The 21192-nt window shown below is 74.4% G+C and carries 9 protein-coding genes; 6 read left to right on the top strand and 3 right to left on the bottom strand.

Annotation, left to right across the window (positions count from 1 at the left end; translation table 11 throughout):
- Positions 1-196 precede the first annotated feature (196 nt).
- The 5 genes from C6W10_RS35940 (at position 197) to C6W10_RS35960 (ending at position 12551) form a co-directional block, all read left to right on the top strand.
- Positions 197-1522: a condensation domain-containing protein gene (locus C6W10_RS35940; RefSeq protein ID WP_159104892.1), complete on the top strand. Its 1326-nt coding sequence runs from the start codon at positions 197-199 to the stop codon at positions 1520-1522.
- Positions 1519-9234, top strand: coding sequence for a non-ribosomal peptide synthetase (locus C6W10_RS35945; protein WP_107263420.1), 7716 nt, complete (start codon positions 1519-1521; stop codon positions 9232-9234). The genes C6W10_RS35940 and C6W10_RS35945 overlap by 4 nt, the downstream gene beginning before the upstream one ends.
- Before the next feature lies 1 nt (position 9235).
- Entirely contained in the window at positions 9236-10561 is a 1326-nt protein-coding gene (locus C6W10_RS35950) for a diaminobutyrate--2-oxoglutarate transaminase (RefSeq protein WP_199854116.1), read from the top strand.
- A gap of 137 nt (positions 10562-10698) precedes the next feature.
- Positions 10699-11454 carry a hypothetical protein gene (locus C6W10_RS35955; RefSeq protein WP_107263422.1) on the top strand — a complete coding sequence of 252 codons (756 nt, stop codon included), beginning with the start codon at positions 10699-10701 and terminating at the stop codon, positions 11452-11454.
- Positions 11451-12551 (top strand): DegT/DnrJ/EryC1/StrS aminotransferase family protein, encoded by a 1101-nt coding sequence (locus tag C6W10_RS35960; RefSeq protein WP_107263423.1) that lies wholly within the window; start codon positions 11451-11453, stop codon positions 12549-12551. Before C6W10_RS35955 ends, C6W10_RS35960 begins: the two co-directional genes overlap by 4 nt.
- Positions 12552-12681: 130 nt before the next feature.
- On the opposite strand, the gene C6W10_RS35965 is transcribed toward C6W10_RS35960, so the two are convergent.
- From C6W10_RS35965 to C6W10_RS35975, 3 genes are all read right to left on the bottom strand, one after another.
- Entirely contained in the window at positions 12682-14619 is a 1938-nt protein-coding gene (locus C6W10_RS35965) for a PhoX family phosphatase (RefSeq protein ID WP_107263424.1), read from the bottom strand.
- A 62-nt stretch (positions 14620-14681) separates the two neighbouring features.
- Entirely contained in the window at positions 14682-15653 is a 972-nt protein-coding gene (locus C6W10_RS35970; RefSeq protein ID WP_159104893.1) for a GIY-YIG nuclease family protein, read from the bottom strand.
- Positions 15650-17647 carry a condensation domain-containing protein gene (locus C6W10_RS35975; protein WP_107263426.1) on the bottom strand — a complete coding sequence of 666 codons (1998 nt, stop codon included), beginning with the start codon at positions 17645-17647 and terminating at the stop codon, positions 15650-15652. Before C6W10_RS35975 ends, C6W10_RS35970 begins: the two co-directional genes overlap by 4 nt.
- Before the next feature lie 558 nt (positions 17648-18205).
- Here C6W10_RS35975 and C6W10_RS35980 point away from each other — a divergent pair.
- Positions 18206-21169, top strand: a complete 2964-nt coding sequence (locus tag C6W10_RS35980) for an AMP-binding protein (RefSeq protein ID WP_107263427.1) — start codon at positions 18206-18208, stop codon at positions 21167-21169.
- Positions 21170-21192: the final 23 nt, after the last annotated feature.

A 21192-nucleotide genomic window follows, 5' to 3' on the forward strand; every position in this document is an offset into this window, starting at 1 on the left:
GACCGTCGGCTCGCGTTCAACTGCGGAAAGCGCCAGTTGGCGACGGTTTCCGCGCCCCTATTGCACCGCACCGCGATGCGAAAGAATCGGCGGGCGCACGGCCGTCTCCGGGGTGAGCCGACGGGCCGCCGCGTCGCGCTGCCGGAGCCGTACCGGTTGGCAGCGCAGGCCCGACGCCTTGGAGGTGGTCCGTCCGATGCGACCCGGTGCGTCACTCGACCCCACCGGCGATCCGCTCACCTTCGGGCAGGAACAGCTGCGGCTGGTCGAGCAGATGAGCGACCCGGAGACCCTGGTGTACGCGCTGCGCCTGCCGCTGCGCGACGGCGTCGCCCCCGAGCCGGTGCTGGCCGCGCTGACCCGGATCGTCCGGGCGCGCGACGCGTTGCGGATGTCGGTGCTGCCGGGGGAGCCGGAGACGCAGCTGACGTACCCGACCCGACCGGTGCAGCAGTTGCCGGCCGGCGCGGACCCCCGGGTCTACGGGGCGATCGGCCCGTCGACGACCGCCGGCCGGATCCCGTGCTTCTTCGCCATCGACGAGGGGTCGGATCCGCCCAGGCTGATCCTGCACCTGCACCACGTCTTCGTGGACGGCTGGTCGGCGTCGCTGATCGCCAGGGACTTCTACCGGTACCACGCCGCGCTCCGCGCTGGCCGGCCCGTCCCGTCCGGTCCGCCGGCCGGCTCGTTCGGGGCGTACGCCCGGGCGTCCCGGCAGGCGATGACCGGGGAGCGGTTGGCGGGCCACCTCGCGTTCTGGGCCGAGGAGCTGCGCGACGCGGAGCCGCTCAGGCTGCCGTACCCGGTCCGGCCCTGGCAGCCGGGTCTCCGGACGGGACGCTTCCCGGCGCTGGTCTTCGAGGTGGACGGCTGCACCATGGCCGGGCTGGACGCCCGCTCGCGGCCGCTCGGCGGGCACGGGTCGGCGGCCATCCTGGCCGGCTTCGCCAGCGCGGTCGGTGCGGTGACCGGGCAGCGGGACCTGCTGCTACAGACGCCGCTCACCGATCGCGGCAGCGCCAGCCGGCGGAACCTGGTGGGGTCGCTGGTCAACCTCTGCGTGCTGCGGATGCGGATGCCGGCCCATCCGGACCCGGAGGCCACGATCCGGAGCGCCGCCGGGGTGCTGCGCCGGGCGATGCGCCAGCAGAGCGGCCCGTTCCAGCGGGACGGCCGGCACACCGAGAGCGGCCGGGTCCTCAACCTCTCGCCCAAGGTGACGATCGCCTTCAACCAGGACATCGGCAGCCGGCTCCAACTCGGGGTGGTACTGCGCAGCGCTCCGGCCGACGCCGAACGCGACGGGCCGTGCCTGGTCTGGGACGCCGAGAGTGGCTGTATCGACGATCTGCACCTGGAGGTCCTGGCGAGTCCACCGGACCTGCCACTGCGATTCAAGATCACTTATCGGGCCGACCTGTGGCACCGGGACGGGATCAGAGCCCTCGGTACGGACCTCGCGGAACGGCTGCTGCGGATGTCCACCGACGCCGCCACGGTGGGAGGTGTACGTCGATGACGGACCCGGGGTACCGGTCCGCCGGTCAGCTCATCTCGGCCCGGGCGGCGCTGGTGCCGGACCGGGTCGCGGTCCGGGACGGTCACCGAACCCTGACCTACGCCGAACTGGACGCCCGGGCCGACCGCTGGGCCGCCGAGCTGCGCCGGCGCGGCGTCGGCCCGGAACAGCTCGTCGGGCTGCTGATGGAGCGCTCGGCCGAGCTGGTCGTGAGCTGCCTGGCCGTGCTCAAGGCCGGAGCCGGGTACGTCCCGCTGGAACCCGGGCACCCGGTGGCCCGGCTGCGGACGATGCTGGACGACTGCGGCGCCCGGCTGGTGCTGACCCAGCCGGCCCGGCGGCAACTCGCCGACGACCTCGGCGTACCGGCGCTCGCGGTGACCCTGGAACAGGCCGACCCCGGCCCCGAGCAGCTCGACCCCGGCCCCGAGCAACTCGACGGTGTCGGGGAGGTCGGCGCCGAGGTGGAGTCGGCCGGTCCGGGCAACCTGGCGTACGTCATCTACACCTCCGGCTCGACCGGCCAGCCGAAGGGTGTCCAGATCGAACACCGGTCGCTGCTGAACTACCTCGACTGGGCGAGCCGGGCGTACGGCCCGGACGGGATCGGCACCGTACCGCTGCACTCGCCGCTGGCCTTCGACTTCACCGTCACCAACCTGCTGCTGCCGTTGGCCGCCGGTGGCACCGTCGAGGTGCTCGAAGACTACCGGCGGCTGCTCTCCGACGAGGTCGGGGCGGGCCGGCCGTACACCTTCGTCAAGCTGACCCCCGCGCACCTGGCCGTGATCGGCCGGGAGCTGTCGCCGGACCGGCTGGCCGCGCTGACCGGCCAGCTCGTGGTCGGCGGTGCGGCGCTGTTCGCCGACACGCTGGCTCCGTGGCGGGAGTCGCCGGAGCCGGTCGTGGTGGTCAACGAGTACGGCCCCACCGAGGCGACCGTCGGATGCTGCGTACACCGGGCGGCGGTGCCGGAGCTGACCGGAGCGGCGGTACCGATCGGGCGGCCGATCGCGAACACCGCGATCCATCTCCTGGACGAGGAGCTGAACCCGGTACCGGAGGGCGCGGTCGGGGAGATCTTCATCGGCGGGGTCGGGGTGGCCCGGGGCTACCTGGGGCGGCCGGGCCTGACCGCGCGCTGCTTCCTGCCGGACCCGTTCGCCGTCGAGCCCGGCGGCCGGCTCTACCGGACCGGCGACCTGGCGCGCCGCCGGCCGGACGGCGAGCTGGAGTTCGTGGGCCGGTCGGACGACCAGGTCAAGATCCGGGGCTGGCGGGTGGAGCCGGGCGAGATCGAGGCGGCGATGCTCGCCCACCCGGACCTGGCCGAGGCCGTGGTCGTCGCGGGACAGGACCGGCACGGGGACCACCGGCTGGTCGGCTACTTCGTCGCCGCCGCCGACCGGGTGCCGGACCCGGCCGCGCTGCGCGCGCACCTGCTCCGGATACTGCCCGAATACCTGCTGCCGGCCGCGTTCGTGCCGCTCGCCGCGCTGCCGCTGACCGGCAACGGCAAGGTGGACCGGCGGGCGCTGCCGGAACCGGACGCCCGCCAGCTCGGGCAGGCCGAGAAGTCGCCCGAGCCGGCGACCCCGACCGAACGGACGGTGGCCGAACTCTGGGCCGACGTGCTGGGGGTGTCCCGGGTGGGCCGGGACGACAACTTCTTCGAACTCGGCGGACACTCCCTCACGGCGGCCCGGCTGGCCGGCCAGTTGCGGCGGACGCTCGGGTTGCGGGTCCCGTTCGGTACCCTCTTCGAGCACCCGACACTGGCCGGCTTCGCCGCCGAGCTGGACCGGGTCGGCCGGCCGACCACCGCGCACCAGGTGCGGCCCACCGGCTCGCCGGGGCCGTTCCCGCTCTCCTTCGCCCAGCAGCGGCTGTGGTTCCTGGCCCAGCTCCAGCCCGAGTCGGCGGACTACAACGTGCCGCTGGTGATGCGGCTGGGCGGGCCGTTGCGGGTCGACCAACTCCGCACGGCGCTGGAGACGGTGGTCGAGCGGCACTCGGTGCTGCGCAGCGTATTCCCGGTCACCGACGGCCACCCCCGGCAGGTGGTGCGGCCGGCGACCGCGAGCGCGCTGTCTGCGGTCGACGTGCCCGCCGACCCGGAGACCCTCCGCCGACTGGTCTCCGACGAGGTGGCCAGGCCGTTCCACCTGGCCGAGGAGCCGCCGCTGCGGGCCCGGTTGCTGCGGGTCGGGCCCACCGACCACGTACTGGTGCTGACCCTGCACCACATCGCGGTGGACGCCCGGTCGATCGAGCTGCTCCGTACGGAGCTGGCCCGGGCGTACTCCGCGGCCTGCCTGGGGCGCCCCGCCGAGCTGCCCGAGCTGCCGGTGCAGTACGTCGACTACACCGTGTGGCAGCGGCAGCTCGTGCACTCCGGGGCGCTGCGCGGCCAGCTCGACCACTGGCAGCAGCGGCTCGCCGGACTGCCCGTCCTCGACCTGCCCGGCACCGGTGTGCGCAGCCGGATCCGCTCCGGGGCGGGGGCGGCGCTGAGCTTCGCCGTCGAGCCCCCGGTGGTCGAGGGCCTCCGCGCGTTGACCCGGAGCGCCGGGGTGACCACGAACATCGTCGCGCTGGCGGCGTTCGCGGTGTTGCTGCACCGCCTGGCCGGGCAGGACGACATCGGGATCGGCTCGCCGGTGGTACGCCGGGCGGAATCCGGGGTGGACGATCTCGTCGGGTGCTTCCTCAACATGGTGACGCTGCGGATCGACGTCTCGGCGGAGCCGACCTTCACCGAGCTGCTGCGGCGGGTCCGGGAGACCACCGCGACGGCGATCGAGAACTCCGACGTCCCCTTCGAGCTGGTCGTCGACGAGGTGGTGGTGGACCGGGACACCAGCCGGCCGCCGCTGTTCCAGGTCTCCTTCAGCCACCAGCTGGAACGCCCGCCGACGGAGGAGGAGTTCCACGACCTGGCGGTGCTGCCGTTCCGGGTCGAGCAGCGTACCGCGAAGTTCGAACTCACCCTGGCGGTCACCGAGTCCGCCGCCGGGCTGCGGGGCAGCTGGGAGTACAGCACCGAACTCTTCGACGAGGCGATGGTCCGGCGGATGTCGGCGTACTACCAGGCGATCCTGCGGGCGGTGGTGCGCGACCCCGGGCAGCCGGTCGGCGCCCTGCCCGTCGCCGAGGAGTCACCGGCCGGACCGGCGGTGTACGGCCCGGTCGTCGAGATCCCGCCCCGGTGCGCGCACGAGCTGGTGGCCGAGCAGGCGGCCCGTACCCCGGACGCCACGGCGGTCACCTCCGGCGGCCGGTCGTTGACGTACGCGGAACTGGACCGTCGGGCCGCCGCGCTGGCCGCCCGGCTCCGTCGACGGGGCGTCGGGCCCGGGACCCTGGTCGGGCTCTATCTGGAGCGCGGCGTGGATCTCGTGGTGGCCCTGCTCGGAGTCTGGAAGGCCGGCGGTGCGTACGTCCCGCTGGACCCCGCCGTCCCGGCGGAGCGGGTGGCCCAGGCGCTGTCGGACACCATGGCACCGATCGTGGTGACCCAGCGCGCCCTGGCCGGAGCCCTACCCGACGGCGGCCCCGCACCGCTCCTGCTCGCCGACGCCGACGCCGACGCCAACGCCGACGCCGGCGCGCTGGATGCCGATGCCGACGCCGGGACCCACGCCGTCCTCGGCGCCGGGCCGGCCGACCCCGCCGACCTCGCCTACGTGATCTTCACCTCGGGCTCCACCGGACGACCGAAGGGGGTGCAGGTCAGCCACGCGGCGGTGGTGAACCTGCTGACCTCCTTCGCCGCACTGCTGCGACCGGAACCCCGGGACGCCCTGGTCGCGGTGACCACCCTCTCCTTCGACATCTCCGTGCTGGAGTTGCTGCTGCCGCTGGTCACCGGGGGACGGGTGATCGTCGCGCAGCGCGCGCAGACCACCGACCCGCTGGCGCTGCACGCCCTGGTGTGCGACGAGGGCGGCACCGTCATGCAGGCCACTCCGGCGACCTGGCGGATGCTCACCGAGTCGGTCGGGGTGCCGCCGGGGCTGCGGATCCGGCTCTGCGGCGGCGAGCGACTGCCGACGGACCTGGCCGGCGAACTGCTCGCCCCGGAGAGCACGCTCTGGAACGTGTACGGGCCGACCGAGGCCACGGTGTGGTCCACGGCCGGCGTGGTGGACGGTACGGCGGCACCGATCACGATCGGCGCCCCGATCGCGAACACCGGCCTCTACGTGCTGGACTCGCGGCTGGCCCCGACGCCGGTCGGCGTGGTCGGCGAGATCTACCTCGGCGGTGCCGGCGTGGCGCGCGGCTACCACGGCCAGCCCGGGCTGACCGCGGCGCGATTCCGGCCCGACCCGTTCGCGGCTGCGCCGGGGCGGCGGATGTACCGCACCGGCGACCTGGGCCGGCGACGCCCGGACGGGACTGTCGAGTTCCTCGGCCGGGTCGACCAGCAGATCAAGATCCGTGGACACCGGGTGGAGCCGGCCGAGATCGAGCTGGCGCTGCTCGGGCACCCGGCGGTACGCCAGGCCGTGGTGGTGGGCCGGACCGACGACGCGGGCGGGGTACGGCTGGTGGCGTACCTGGTCGCCGACGGTGGCCGGCTGCCCGACCCGTCGGCCCTGCGCGACCACCTGCGGCACCGGCTGCCCGACTACATGGTGCCGGCCGCCTTTGTCGACCTGCCGGCGCTGCCGTTGACCCCGAACGGCAAGCTCGACCGGGGGGCACTGCCGGCGCCCGACCAGAGTGCCGGGCAGTCCACCGGATACGCCCCGCCGTCCACCCCCACCCAGGAACTCCTGGCCGGGATCTGGGCGGACGTGCTGGGGCTGGACGACGTCGGGATCGAGGACAACTTCTTCGAGCTGGGTGGCGACTCGATCCTCGGTATCCAGGTCGTCTCCCGGGCCCGTGACGCGGGCCTCTGGCTCGTCCCCGCCCAGGTGTTCGAGTTCCAGACCGTGGCCGAGCTGGCCAGGATCGTCGACGCCGACGCGGCGCCGACCGTCGTCCGCGGCGCGGCGGCCGGCCCGGTCCCGCTCACCCCGGGGCAGCGGGACCTGCTCGACCCGGCCGGGACCCCGGCGGTCCGGGCCGTCGCCGTCGAACTGCCCCCCGGACTCGGCGAGCCGGCCGTGGCGGAGGTGCTGGCCGCGCTCGCCGAGCAGCACGACATGCTGCGGGCCCGGCTGCTGGTCGACGCGCAGGGCCGGCGGCTGTCGGTGCCGGCCGTCGGGCCGGTGCCGCTGTCGATCCGCCAGGTCGACGGCGGTGCCACGGATCCGTCGTCGGCGCTGCGCGACGCCGCCGAGACGCTCGCCGCGACGATCGTCGAGACCAGCACCGCCGCGCCGCCCGACGGCACCCCGAGCGGTCCGCTGGTCCGGGCCGCCCTGGTCGGCGGGTCCTCCGGAGACCGCCACCTGGTGCTCGTGGCGCTGCGCCGGCTGCTCGACCGGGCCTCCTGGCGGATCGTCACGGCCGACATCGGCACCCTGTGCGCGCGGATCGCCGCCGGTCGGCCGGCCCGGCTGCCGGAGCCGACCACCTCCTACCGGTACTGGGCCGAGCGGATCAGCCGCTACGCGGAATCCGGCGCGGCCCGGGCCGAGGCCGATTACTGGCTGATGGCCGACGAGCCCGCCCCGGCGCTGCCCCCGGACGGCCCCGACCCGACGGCCCGCCCGGAGACCGTCCCCGCCCGGTCGGTGGTGGCGGAGCTGAGCGCGGCCGAAACCGCCGGGCTGACCGGTGTCGCGGCCGAGTGGTTCGGGGTGACCCCGGCGGAACTGGTACTCGCCGCCCTGGTCCTGACGGCGACGGCCGAGACCCGGGGCGGCGCGCTCGCGGTACGCCTGCGCGACGACGGACGCGACTCGCCGTTCCCGGAGGTCGACCTCAGCCGCACGGTCGGGCGGCTGACCGGCAGCTGTCCGGTACGGCTGCCGGCGGTCGCCGGTGACATCACCGCCACCGCCCGGGCGGTGGCCCGGGAGCTGCGCCGGGTTCCCCGCGCCGGCCTGGCGTACGGGGTGCTGCGGCACCTGTCACCCGATCAGGACCTGCGGGCCCGGCTGGCCCGGGCCGATGCCGAGGCGGTCGGGTTCGCGTTCGACGGCGTGCCGCTCGACGCCGGGGTCCGGACGGTGCCGCTCGGCCCCGCCGAGCCGGTACCGGGGCTCGACGTCCGGTGCGAGGTGGCCGCCGGTCGGCTGCGGATCACCTGGGCGTACCCGGCCGGCCGGCACCGGGCGGAGACGATCCAACGGCTCTGCGTGAACCTCGTCGACCGGCTGCGGGCCGCCCTGGCCCAGGGGCTGGCCGGCTGCGTCGACGGGCCCGGCAGACCGGCGCGGCACCCGCTGGCGACCCTGACCGGCGCCCAGCTCGACGACGTCTGCGCCGAGCCGGGCGTACGCGAGGTGTACCCGCTCACCCCCGCCCAGCACGGAATGCTCTTCCACTCCCTCTACAGCCCCGGCGAGGGCATGTACCTCAACCAGACCAGCTTCACCCTGACCGGACAGTTCCACCCGGAACTGTTCCGGACCGCGCTGACGGCCGTGGCCCGCCGGCACGACGCGCTGCGTACGGCGATCCGCTGGCGGCGGCTGGCCGAACCGCACCAGGTGGTGCACGCCGAGGTGGTGCCGCCGCTGACCGTCGTCGACCGGTCCGGGACGGCGGCGGCGTCGTTCCGGATCGCCGACATCCTCGCCGAGGACGGCCGGCTCGACCTGGAGTTCTCCACCGCACCGCTGTACCGGGTCACCGCCGTCCGGCTCGCCGACGACCTGCACCACCTGGTCTGGACCAACCACCACGCGATCATGGACGGCTGGAGCAGCAGCCTGGTGTTCACGGAGTGCTTCCAGGCGTACGCGAACCTGCTGGCCGGCCGACCCGTGGACGACGAGCCCGCGGCACCGTACCGGGACTACGTACGGTGGATCCAGACCCGGACCCCCGGGCCGGAGCGACGGTTCTGGCGCGAGCTGCTGGCCGACCTCCCGCACCCGGCCGGCCTGCCGAAACCGGTCGGCGGCGCCGGCACGCCGGCCCGGACCGGCCCGGAGGGTGCCGGCCCGTCGGCGGAACGCGTGCTGCGGCGGGAACTCTCCGCCGAGTTCACCACCGAGGTGGAACTCTTCTGCAAGCGTCGCCGGCTGACCCTCGGCGCCCTGGTCTACGGCGCCTGGGCGGTGGCGCTCAGCCGGGTCACCGGCGACCGCGACCTCGTCTTCGGGGTGATCCTCTCCGGCCGGTCGGCGCCGCTTCCGGGCATCGAGCGGATGGCCGGGCTCCTCTCGACCACCCTGCCGATGCGGGTACGGCTGCCCCGGCACGACGACGTGGCGACCTTCCTCAGGGAGGTGCAGTCGACGCTGATCGGGCTGGGCCGGTTCGAGTACATGTCGGTGGCCGAGGCGCAGCGGGCGGCCGGGTCACCGCCGGGCCGGCCGCTCTTCGACACCACCGTCGGGGTGCAGAACTTCCCGCTGTTCAAGGGCGGACGGTACCCGGCCGGGGAGACCCTGTCGGTGCGCCGGGGGCCGGGAGCCGGTCGGAACAACTATCCGCTCACCGTCGAGGTGCACCCGGACGCCCGGCTCGGGCTGCGCGTCCGGTTCGACCCGGCGACGGTGGCGGAGGCGGCGGCGCGGCAGGTCACCGACGAGCTCTGTGCCGCCCTCACCCGGCTGGTGGCGGAGGATCCGCGTGCCTGGTGAGCTGTTGGTGAGGACGGGTGGTCAGGTCGACGAGGGCGGGGGCAGCGTGGACGTACTGGAGACGTACGAGTCGAGGGTCCGGTACTACTGCCGGCGGTGGCCGGCGGTCTTCGCCCGGGCCGAGGGCGCCCGGCTGTACGACGAGGACGGCCGGGAGTACCTGGACTTCTTCGCCGGCGCGGCGACGCTCAACTACGGTCACAACCCGCCGGAGCTGGTCGAGGCGGTGATCGACTACCTGCGCTCCGGCGGGCTGGTGCACGGGCTGGACACGGCGACGGTGGCCAAGCGCGAGTTCGTCCGGGCACTCTCCGACGTGGTACTGGCGCCGCGCGGGCTCGACTACCGGATCCAGTTCACCGGGCCGACCGGCACCAGCGCGGTCGAGGCGGCGCTCCGGGTGGCCCGGAAGGCGACCGGGCGGCGCCGGGTGGTCTGCCTCACCGGCGCCTACCACGGGATGACGGTCGACTCGATCGCGGTCTCCGACATCTCCGGGCCGGCCGGGCTGCCCACCCTGGACCCGGCCGGGGTGACCCGGGTGCCGCACGAGATGGACGCGCCCGGCACCGAGCACGCGCTGGCCGCCCTGGCGAGCGCGCTCGACGGCCCGGACGGCGCACCGGCGGCGTTCGTCGTCGAGACCCTCCAGGGCGAGGGCGGCGTCCGGCCGCTGTCGGCGCGGTACCTGAGCGAGGCACAGGCGCTCTGCCGGCGCACCGGGACGATCCTGATCGTGGACGACATCCAGGCCGGCGGTGGGCGTACCGGACCGTTCTTCTCGTTCGAGTCCGCCGGGCTGCGGCCCGACGTCGTCTGCCTGTCGAAGTCGATCAGCGGCCTCGGGCTTCCGCTCAGCCTGGTGCTCATCGCTCCGGAGCTGGACGTGTGGGCGCCCGGCGAGCACTCCGGAACGTTCCGGGGCAACCAGCTCGCCTTCGTCACCGGCGCGCTGGCGATCAGGCGGTGGTGGCGCACCGAGCACCTGCGCCGGGAGGTGGAGCGCAAGTCGGCGCTGCTGGCCGAGGAACTGTCCACCCTGGACGACGACGGCGGGTGCCTGGCCGGGCCGGTGCGGGGGCGCGGACTGCTGCTCGGGCTGCCCTGCCGGAGTCGCGGGGTGGCGGACCTGGTCGCCCGGTACGCCTTCGAGCAGGGCCTGCTGCTGGAGACCTGCGGTCGGGACGGCGAGGTGTTGAAGCTCTGCCCGCCGCTGACGGTGACCGACGCGGAGCTGCGGCGCGGCGTCGGCACGCTGGCGGCGGCGCTGCGCCGGGCGGGTGACCGGCACGGCGCCGGCCAGGTGGTGGCGGTACGACCCGGCTGACCCGCCGGGCGCGGCCGTATCGGGATCCCGGGGCCGGGGACGGAGACGGGGACGGCAGTCAATCCATCGCCTCCGCCGGCAGGCGAGGCATCGGCTCCACCGGCCCGAGGAGAGTCGTATCGAGGGGGGAGACCCGAATGTCGTCGTCGCTGACCGCCGGATCGGCCGGCCGGCTGGCCGGTGCGCCGGGAACCGTCTGCGAGCTGCTGTGGCGTGGCGCGGCCAGCACCAGGCCGCCGGCGCCGGCCGGCCGGTACGAGCAGAGCGCGCGCGGGTACGGGCGGGGCTTCGCCGAGCAGGGCTATCCGGACGGGTCACTGGTGCTGATCGCCCTGCGCCGGCCGGCGGAGATCGTGGCGCTCACCCTCGGGGCGTGGTGGGCCGGGCACCAGGTCGCCTACGTCGCCGAGTCGGACCATGGTCGCCGGGACCGGATCGCGCTCGACCTCGGTGCGGCACTACAGGTCTGCGACCCGGGGGACATCGTCGACGAGGAGCACTTCCGGCATCGCGACGTGCCGGCCGTACCCCCGGAGAACCTGGCCCTGCCGCCCGCCTCGTGGCCGGCTCGCTGCCGGCCCTCCGATCCCGCCCTGACGACCTGGCGCGGCTTTCCGGCGGTGCCGACCGGCACGTGGTCGCACGCCGAGCTCATCGAGGCGGCGTCCGCCCCGGACGGCGACACGGACAACGGCCGGGACACCGACGACTACGGCCGGGACACCGCCAACGGCCGGGACGGCGACGTCGGCCCGGACGGGGCGCTCATCGTGCCCGCCGACGCCCCGGCCGAGCAGGTGCTGCGGGCCCTGGTGCGGTCGCTGCTCACCGGGGCCGGCCCGGGGCCGGCCCCGGACGGCGCCGCGCGGCACCGGCAGGGAGCCCTCCGATGACGGTGCCCTTCCTGGACCTGCGCGCCGCGTACGCCGAACTCCGCGCCGAACTGGACGCCGCCTACGCCCGGGTGCTGGCCTCCGGGCGGTACGTGCTCGGGCCCGAGACGGAGGCGTTCGAGGCGGAGTTCGCCGCCTTCTGCGGCGCACCGCACTGCGTCACGGTGGGCAGCGGATGCGACGCGCTGGAACTGGCCCTGCGGGCACTCGGCATCGGCGACGGAGACGAGGTCATCGTGCCGTCGCACACCTTCATCGCGACCTGGTTGGCGGTGTCGGCGGCCGGCGCCCGGCCGGTGCCGGTCGAGCCGGACGAGCGGACCGGGACGATGGACCCGGCCCGGATCGAGGCCGCGATCACCGGTCGGACCAGGGCGATCATGCCGGTACACCTCTACGGCCACCCGGCCGACCTGGACGGGATCAACGAGGTGGCCGCCAGCCGGGGCCTGGCGGTGCTGGAGGACGCGGCCCAGGCCCACGGCGCCCGGTACCGTGGCCGCCGGGTCGGCGAGGGTTCGACCGTGGCGGCGTTCAGCTTCTACCCGGGCAAGAACCTCGGCGCGATGGGCGACGGCGGAGCGGTGCTGACTGCCGACGCCGGGCTGGCCGAGCGGGTACGGCTGCTGCGCAACTACGGCTCGCGGGTCAAGTACCAGCACGAGTTGCGCGGTACGAACTCGCGGCTCGACGAACTCCAGGCGGCGTTCCTGCGGGTCAAACTGGCCCACCTGCCGGAGTGGAACCGCCGTCGCGCCGAGGTGGCAACGCGGTACCTGACAGACCTCGCCGGGCTGCCCGGACTGACACTGCCCGGGGTGGCATCCTGGGCCGAACCGGTGTGGCACCTCTTCGTGGTCCGGACGGCGGCCCGGGACCGGCTGCGGGCGGCACTGCACCGGTCCGGCGTGGAGACGATCATCCACTACCCGGTGCCGCCGCACCTCGCCCCGGCCTATGCCGGCCTCGACTTCCCGGCCGGCGGATATCCGGTCGCCGAACGCCTCGCCGACGAGGTGCTCAGCCTGCCGATCGGCCCGCACCTGTCGGCGGAGCAGGTCGAGACGGTGGTCGCCGCCGTACGCGCCGGACTGTGACCGCGCGGGACTGTGACCGTGCCGGACCGTGACCGCGTCAGGCTGTGACCGGGCCCGGTCGCCGCGCCGAACCGGGCGGGCCGGCGGCCGGCGCGGTGACGAGGCGGCGCGGTGACGGGGCGACAACCGGTCAGGTCCCGATGATCCCGCCGTCCTCCTTGCGGATCACCAGGGTGGCGGAGCGGGGCCGGCCGGCGGGATCGAAGTCCGGCCAGTTGCTCACCGCGCGCGGGTTCTCCGGTGTCGGGCTGCCCCAGGCCGGGGTCAGCTCGCCGGGGTGCTGCACGTTGACGAACATCGTCCGCCGGTCCGGCGTCACGGTGATCCCGGTGATCTCGCAGCCGCGGGGACCGACGAGGAACCGGCGGATCTCGCCGGTACCCGGGTCACACGCCAGCATCGCGTTGTTGCCTATCCGGTCGTACCCCCAGCCGGGGGAGTTCAGCACGTAGTTCGACACGTCGGTCTGGATCCACAGCCGACCGTCGGGGTCGAACCACAGCCCGTCCGGCGAGCCGAAGATGCCGTCGTCGTCCAACCGGACCCGGTCGTCGTACGCGGGGTCGCCGCCGAGCACGAAGACGTCCCACTCGAAGGTGGTGGCGGTGTTGTCGTCGCCGCTCTCCCGCCACCGGATGATGTGCCCGTACGGGTTGGGGGTCCGGGGAGTCACCGCGTGCGCCCAGCCGGAACCGTTGGAGAGGCTGGCGTAGACCGCCGACTTCTCCGGGTGCACGCTGATCCACTCCGGCCGGTCCAGCGGGGTCGCGCCGAGCGCGTCGGCGGCCCGCCTGGTCCGCAGCAGCACGTCGGCCTGGTCCGTCCAGCCCTGCGCCGGGGTGAGCGGCCCGTGACCGAAGCGCAGCGGCAGCCAGCGGCCGGTCCCGTCGTCGTCGAACCGGGCGACGTAGAGGGTGCCCTCGTCGAGCGGGCTGCGACCCCGGGCCCGCATCGCCGCCCAGGGGGCCGCACTGACGTACTTGTAGATGTATTCGCCGTCCTGGTCGTCGCCGCTGTAGACCACGAGGTGGCCGCGCGACTCGGTGACGGTCGCGCCCTCGTGCTTGAACCGGCCCAGCGCCGTACGTTTCACCGGGGTGGAGTCCGGCCGGAACGGGTCGATCTCCACGACCCAGCCGAACCGGTTCGGCTCGTTCGGGTTGCGCGCCAGGTCGAACCGGGGGTCCGCCAGGTGCAGCCGGTAGTCCAGCCCGGTGCGTGAGATCCCGTACCGGTCGTGCTCGGGGCCGGGCGTCCAGGCCGGGTCGGCGGTGCCGAAGTAGATGTTGAAGTTCTCCTCGCAGGCCAGGTAGGTGCCCCAGGGGGTGACCCCGTGCGAGCAGTTGTTGAGGGTTCCCCGTGGCAGGCCGACGGCGCGCAGCGCGGGATGGCGCGGCGAGACCGGCCCCGAGTACGTCATCCGGGTCGTACCGTTGATCCGCCGGTTGAACGGTGAGTCGACCGGCCGCCAGGCGCCGTCCCGCTGCGCGATCTCCAGCACGGTCACGCCCAGGGCGGCCAGCGTCTTGTCCGACTTCTCCCGGGTCATCACCGCGTCGCCGTCGGCGTGCAGCAGCGTCCGGTCGGTGTACTCGTGGTTGACCACCAGCAGGCCGCGCCGGTTGCCGGCCGGTCCGGGGCCGCGCGGGAAGAAGTGCATGCCGTCGTGCTGCATGCCGACCTGTTCGGCCTGCTCGGCCGCGCTGTTGGTGCCGTCGGGACGCCAGGCCGGGCCGGTGGAGCGGATCGGCGTCCCCCACGGAATGATCACGTCAGCCCGGTAGCCGGCCGGCAGCGTGACGGCGTCGTCGGCGTTCGCCGCCACCGGCGCGAAGCCGAGCAGGCTCCGACCGGAGGCGCCGGCCGCCGGGACGCCGAGGGTACGCGCCAGCGGCGCGCTGTCGGCGACGGCGAGGAAACCCGTCGCGGCGACCACGGTGCCGCCGCGGACCAGGGCGCGTCGGGAGACCCGGGCGTTCAGCAGGTCCCGGAACGGGGTGCTGGTCGACGGGTTGGAACGGCGATCGTCCGGGTCCGGTACGGACTGCGCTGCATGATCGATCGACATGACCGAAGGGTACGGCGAGGCGACGCCACGGTGAACGGTGCGAAAACCGCCGGCGGAGCCGGTTACCGGGCCAGCCGGGCGGCCAGTTCCGCGGTGCCGCCGGCGAACTCGGCCCAGTCGGGCGGGGTGGCGTCGAGGTACCGGCGGGCCCGCTCCAGGGTGCACGACCGCTGGCTCCAGCCGCAGAGCCGTCCGGCCCGGACCTGGAACCGCACCAGCAGGTCGTCGGCCCACCCGTACGCGTCGAGGTCGTCGGGTCGGGCCAGGGTGACCCGCTGGGTGCAGGTGATCCACTCCACGGCCTCGATCTCGGCCTGCAACCGGCCGGCCAGCTCGAACGCGAGCCGGCCGGCGGCGTCGTCCCGCCGTTGGCAGAGCCGGTCGCGGGCGTCCCGCACCGCCGCCGGTTCCCGGGACAGCACGGCGACCAGCGCGTCGACCAGCCGGGCCCGGTGGCTCGGGTCGATGCCCAGCTTGCCGGCGAGGTCGAGGTCGAGGCCGGTGATGCCGGTGCCGGCGTACGCCAGCGGCAGCACCCGGTGCAGCGCGGAGGCGGCCAGCCGTACCCGGGTGCCGCCGAGGTAGGGACCGAAGTGCCGGACCTGCGACGCCGGCCCGGGGTGGTGCACGACCCTGAGCCCGGGGGTCTCGGGTCCCGGGTCCAGCCGCAGGTGGACCGGAACCTCCTGTCCGCCCCGGGTGCGGTTGGCGGCCGGCAGGTGCGCTTCGAGCAGGTTGCGTTCCAGCCAGGCGGCCTCGTGCTCGGAGGCGCAGCTCACCGCCTCGATCCGGGCGATCCGACCGACCATCGTGCTCAGGTGGGCGCGGTCCCGGAGGTCTGACCAGTACGAGGCGACCCGGCGCCGGAGGTTGACCGCCCGTCCGATGTAGAGCACCCGGTTACGGCCGTCGCGGAACCGGTAGACGCCGGGGGTGTCCGGCAGGCGGGAGATGGCGGCCCGGGGCGGGGCGCTGGCAGTCGGCTTCGTCGGCTCGACCTCCTCGGCACGGGCGGCCCGGGCCGGCGTGCTCACACCGACCCGCCCGCCGCCACCATACCGGGCACCCCACCGGCCGGATCGGTCCGGCGGCCGGGTGTGCAACTGGGCGGGCCACCCGGTTGAACGACGGATGCGCCCGACCCGCCGTCACCGTCGGCCGCCGTGCCCGCCCGGCGGCGCAGTTTCCGGGCGACCGCCGCGAGCGAGGCCAGGCTGATGAAGTCGGCCGGTTCGGCGCCCTCGAATCCGGCCTCCCGCAGCCCGACCATCATCGACGGGACCAGCAGGTACTCGCCGCCGGCCCGGGCGTAACACCGGGCCGGGTCGCAGGCCGAGCCGGGATGCCGGCTCTCGAAGACCCGCACGAGCGCGCGGATCCGCTCGTCGTCCTCGACCGTCGGCCGGTACCCGTCGCGCGGGCGCAGCTGCGCGGTGGCCTCCCGGGCGAGCCAGCCGGCCTCGCCCGCCGTCCCGTCCGGAGCGGTCCGGACCAGCCGGTAGGCGGTGGGCAGGTGGATCAGTGGGCTGCCGGCGGCGGCGAGCATCATGTGTTCGTGCAGCCCGGTCAGGTCGACGGCGGCGCCGGCCAGGTGCGCCCGGACGGGCGAGCCGGCCAGGCCGTCGACGAAGACCTCGGCCCGCTCGACGCCGGGGAACTCGGTTATCCGCCGCCGGATCAGGTCGGCGTCGAACCGTGACTCGCCGAGCCGGGCCAGGCCCTCGACCCCGCGCGGCGGCCCGAGGGTGACCAGCCGGAGGAGGTCGGCCACCGGCGTTTCCGGCTGGCCGCTGACGGTACGCAGCAACTGCGCCAGCAGCCGCAGCGCGGTGGCCGCCTCCTCGGGCGAGAAGGCGGACGTGTCGGCGGTCAGTTCGATCCGCAGGCCTGTCCCCAGCGGGGTCAGGTGAAAGTTCGCCTCGTTGGCGCCGCCGTCGCGGGTCTCCACCCGTACCGTCTCCCGGTCGAGCTGCTGACCGGGTTCCGGGCGCCCGCCGAGCCCGTCGGCGTAGTCGACCACGACGGGGAGCGCGAAGCTGCTGCCGAACTCGGCGTCCTCCCTGATCCCGTCCATCCGCCACGCGCCGAAGTCGCGCTGGCTGTTCCAGTACGCCTTCAACAGGGCCTTGTGCGTCTCCACCAGCAGCCATCGCGCGGTCTGCGCCGGGTCCGCCCGGACCTCGCAGATGACCACGGTGGCTGCCCGGCCGACCATGTGCAGGGTCTCCGGCTGCCAGCGGTTCGCCACCTCGGAGTAGAGGTACACGTCGTCCCGGCGCAGCCAGCCGGCCAGCAGCAGCCCGATGACCGCGTGCACGACCGTCGGCACGGTGACCCGGCAGGCGCGGGCCAGCGCCTCGACCCGGGGCAGGATCTCCGGTACCAGCGCCTCCGCGACGACCCGGCGTCCCTCGTCGCCCGCCGGGTACCCGTCGCGGCGGACCGGCATGACGTTGCGCGGTATCCGGCGGCGGAGCTCCCGCATCCACTCGATCCGACGCGTGCTCTGCGCGACCTGCCCGGATTCCCACCGGGCCAGGTCGATGTTGTGGAAGTCGGCGTTGAACTCGGGTGCCGGCCCCCGCCGGCCGCGCGCCAGGTCACACTCGACGAACCGCTTCACGATGGCGAAGGAGAGCCAGTCGAGGTCCACCTGGTTCACCACCAGATAGGCCTTGCCGACCGCACCGTGCGTGTCCGGCACCGCCACCCGGACGGCCGGCCGGTCGAGGATGGAGAACTCGGTGCGGCGCGCCTCCTCGAAGCTCAGCACCGGTGCCTCGTACGACGCCAGCACGTGCTGCCGTGGCGGGTCGGTGCCCGGTCGGGAATATGTCGTGCGAAGGGATTCGAATTTCTGTACGCACCTGTTGAGCGCATCCTGGAGTGCGGAGACGGTGGTGCCCTCGGGAATCTCCAGACTCCGGCTGAACTCCGGTGGCCGGTGACTCTCTTCCCGCCACGGATGGTTGTAGAACCAGAAGATGTGCTGCCCCCAGGTCAGGGGACCGGTGCGGACACCCGTCATCTCGTACCCTTCTCCTGTCGTGGCCGTCGGCCGGGTCGCGGACGGGGCCGGCGATCCGTACCGAGACGGCTCGCCGCGTGCCGGTCAGCCGGCACGCCGCAGTCGGTCCGGCGGGGCGGCAGCACCGACGTGCCGTCGCCGACCGGGCGCGGCCGGACGTCGTCGGCGCAGCTCACCAGCGCGTACGACATCGGCGGCGGTCATTTCTCCGAGGCTAGCGCAGCAGGGCCGTACGGTCCCGACCGCGTCGCCGTGGGCATTCGGCACAGCCGGGGTGCGGCGTACAAAGGTGCTCTTGCCCGCACACCGGGCGTCGGTAGCATGAGGCGGCGAGTACATCGGACAGGAGTACGGACCGGAGGTCTTCCTACCATCACGGCAGCGAATTCCTGACACGTTTTCGTGTACGTCGTTGCGTGCGTCACGGGGGTGGCCATTGCGGGGGCTAGGGGCCGTTCGGAGAATGCCGACTGGTGAATGTCGGGGAGTCGGGTCGCGGAGTCTGTCGCCACATTCCGCGCGGCGGCCCGGATGCCGTGGTGACGGCGGGAAACCGTGATGGACACGCCGGAGACCCTGAGCGCCGCCCTGGAGATCTGCGCGAGCACCGCCGGTGACGAGGTCGCGCTGATCGGCCGGGACGGTTCCACCCTCAGCTACGCGGAGTGGGACCGTCAGGCGGATGTCCTGGCCGGCCTGATCAGTGCGCGTACCCCCGTCGGGGGCAGCGTCGTCGCACGTCTCGGCGAGCGGTCCGACGCGCTCGGCGCGGTCGCCCTCTTCGCCGCGATCCGGTCCGGCCGCTTCCTGCTGCCGATGTCCGGGCGGTTCTCCGACGGCGACGTGGAGCGCGCCGTCGAGCGGCACCGGGTCGGCCTGGTGGTGGTCGACAGCGAGACCGCAGCGTCCGGGACGGGCCGAGCCGTCCCGGAGACCCTCCGCTTCGACGGCTCCCCGACCAGCGCCGAGAGTCGGACCGGCGCCGAGAGTCGGACCAGCGCCGGAATTCGGACCGGCGCCGAGATTCGGCAGTCGGGCACCGGGCAGCTTCCGCCCGGCGGGGCGATCACCTACACCCTCGGCACGACCGATCGGCCGGCGGCGGTCCGCTGGACCCACTCCGACCTGCTCAGCTGGCTCACCGGCTGGGCCGGTGCCCCGGCGCGGCGACCGCACCTGCACGAGTTCCCGCCGGACACCGGCGACGCGTTGGGCCGCCTGGTCCGCACCCTGTTGCGCTATCCGGGGGTACGGAGCCGGCCCGGGGAGCCGGCGGCGCTCGTCGGGCTGCTGAACCGGTACCGGCCGGCCGACCTGCTGCTCGCGGCCACCAGCGCGCGGGCGCTGCTCGACGGCACCGTGCCGAGGCCGGACCGGGACGCCGTGGAGGCCGTCCTCTCCATCTACCTGACCTCCGACTTCTCCGACAGCGCGACGATCCGTTCGCTGCGGACCCGCTTCCCCCGGGCGGCCGTGACCAACGTCTACTCGGTGGCGGAGGCCGGGCGGGGACAGGTCTGGCAGCGCTATCCGCCGCTGCGGGAGTCCACCGACGACGCGGCGGAGCCCCGGTACCCGGCCGGCGGACTCGTACCCGTCGGAAGCCCCATCTTCGGCACCGAGGTCCGGATCACCGACGCCGCCGGAGCGCCGGCGGATGTCGGATCGGTGGGACGGATCTGGCTGCGTCCCGGGCTGCCCAGTTCGCTCGGCTACTGCGACGGCGACGGCCGGCCCGGCGTCTTCGTCGACGGCTGGGTCCGCACCGACGACCTCGGTCTGGTCGACGACTCCGGACGCCTCCTCCTCGCCGGCCGGGCCGACGACATGCTGACGCTGCCCGGCGGGCCGGTGACCGCTCGCCAGGTCGAAGCGGTACTGGCGGCCGAGCCCGAGGTCGACGACGCGGCGGTGGTGGTGGTCGGGTCCTCCGATTCCGATTCCGACTCCGACGCCGGTCGGGAGCCGCTGCTGGTGGCCGCGGTGGTCCCGGCCGGGCCGGACCGGGCGAACGCCGTACCGGAGGTCGCCGGGACCGGGTCGGAGCCCGACGGCCTTCCCGCGACCCTGGCCGAGCTGCTGGCGGACCGGTTCGGCGCCGACGCCGGACGGATCCGGGTCGTCACCGTCACCGCGCTGCCGAGGAACGTCGCCGGCAAGACGGACCGGCGACGACTGCGCGCCCTCCTTCCGGAACCGACGGCGGGCACCCCGCACCCGGTGCCGCCCCCTCCGCCGGGCAACTTCCCGACGGAGGGCGTCGTCTCCCGGGCCGGGCTCTGCTGGGGCCAGCGCTGGAGCTGGCACCAGCAACAGCTGCCGCCCGGACGCAGGGCACCGACCCTGCTCTTCCGGCGGATGATCCGGATACCCGACGGGGTCGGACCGGAGCTGGCCCGCCGGGCCGTAACCCTCGCCGTCACCCGGCACTCGTCGTTGCGCAGCACCTTCTTCGTGCACGACGGGCAACCGTGCCAGCAGGTGTGGTCCGCCGACGGCGCGTGCTGGGAGTTCCGGGAGTTCGACGGCCGGACCGGGTGCGAGAGCTGGCTGGCCGGCGACATCGACATCGAGGCCGGCTGGCCGATCCGGGCCGCGCTCGCCGGATCCGCCCCGGGCGGGACCTGGCTGGGCGTGGCGGTGCACCACATCGCGACGGACCTCTACGGCTTCAACCTCCTCTGCACCGAACTCGAGACCGCCGTCCGGGCCTACCTGGCCGGCGGCGAGCCGGCCCTGCCGCCGGTCGGCCGGCACGCCGTGGAGATCGCGGAGTACGAGGCGTCACCCCAGGGCGTCGCGACCAGCGCCAGGACGATCGCGTACTGGCAGCGGCACGCCGACGAGATGGCAAAGGTGATCTCGACCATGACCCGGGGTGGTGCCGAGCGGCCGGCCGACGCCCTGCACGTCGCGCGGACCACGGCCGACGTCGGCGGAGACCACCTGGACACGATCGCCCGGGGCCGAGGGCGCGGCGCGGTGCTGCTGGGCGCGGTGGCGATCTCGCTGGCCCGGTTCCTCGGCTGTGCCCGGGTCCCGATGATGCTGCTGGTGCCGAACCGGCACCTGCCCGGCGTCAAGCACTCGGTCTGCGCGCTCGCGCAGGCGGGACTCTGCGTCGTCGAGGTACGCCCGCACGACTCGCTGCACGCCGTGGTCGGCCGCGCCTGGTCCGCACTGGTCCGGGCGCAGGCGTACGGCTACTGCGACCACGACGAGCTCACCGAGCGGATGACCCCGGCCCAGGTCGGTGAGCACGGCTACGTCGTCACGCCGCCGGGGGTGAACGTCATGCAGGCGGCGGCGGTCGACGACCCGCGACTCGTACCGGCCACGGCGGACGCCTTCCCGACCGTCGCCGTGCACACCCTGGACCGGCCCTGCCTGGGCACGAACTTCCACCTGGCGGTCTCGGAGTCCACCCTGACCGTCGAGTTGCGCGCCGGAGTGCACCTGCTCTCGGCGGAGGACTGCCGGGACCTGGTCTCGGCGACCGTGCGGTCGATTCTCGATGCGTGAACCACGTCGAGGGAGCGCCCGAG

This window comes from Plantactinospora sp. BB1, from assembly GCF_003030385.1.
In the GTDB taxonomy this organism is placed as follows: domain Bacteria; phylum Actinomycetota; class Actinomycetes; order Mycobacteriales; family Micromonosporaceae; genus Plantactinospora.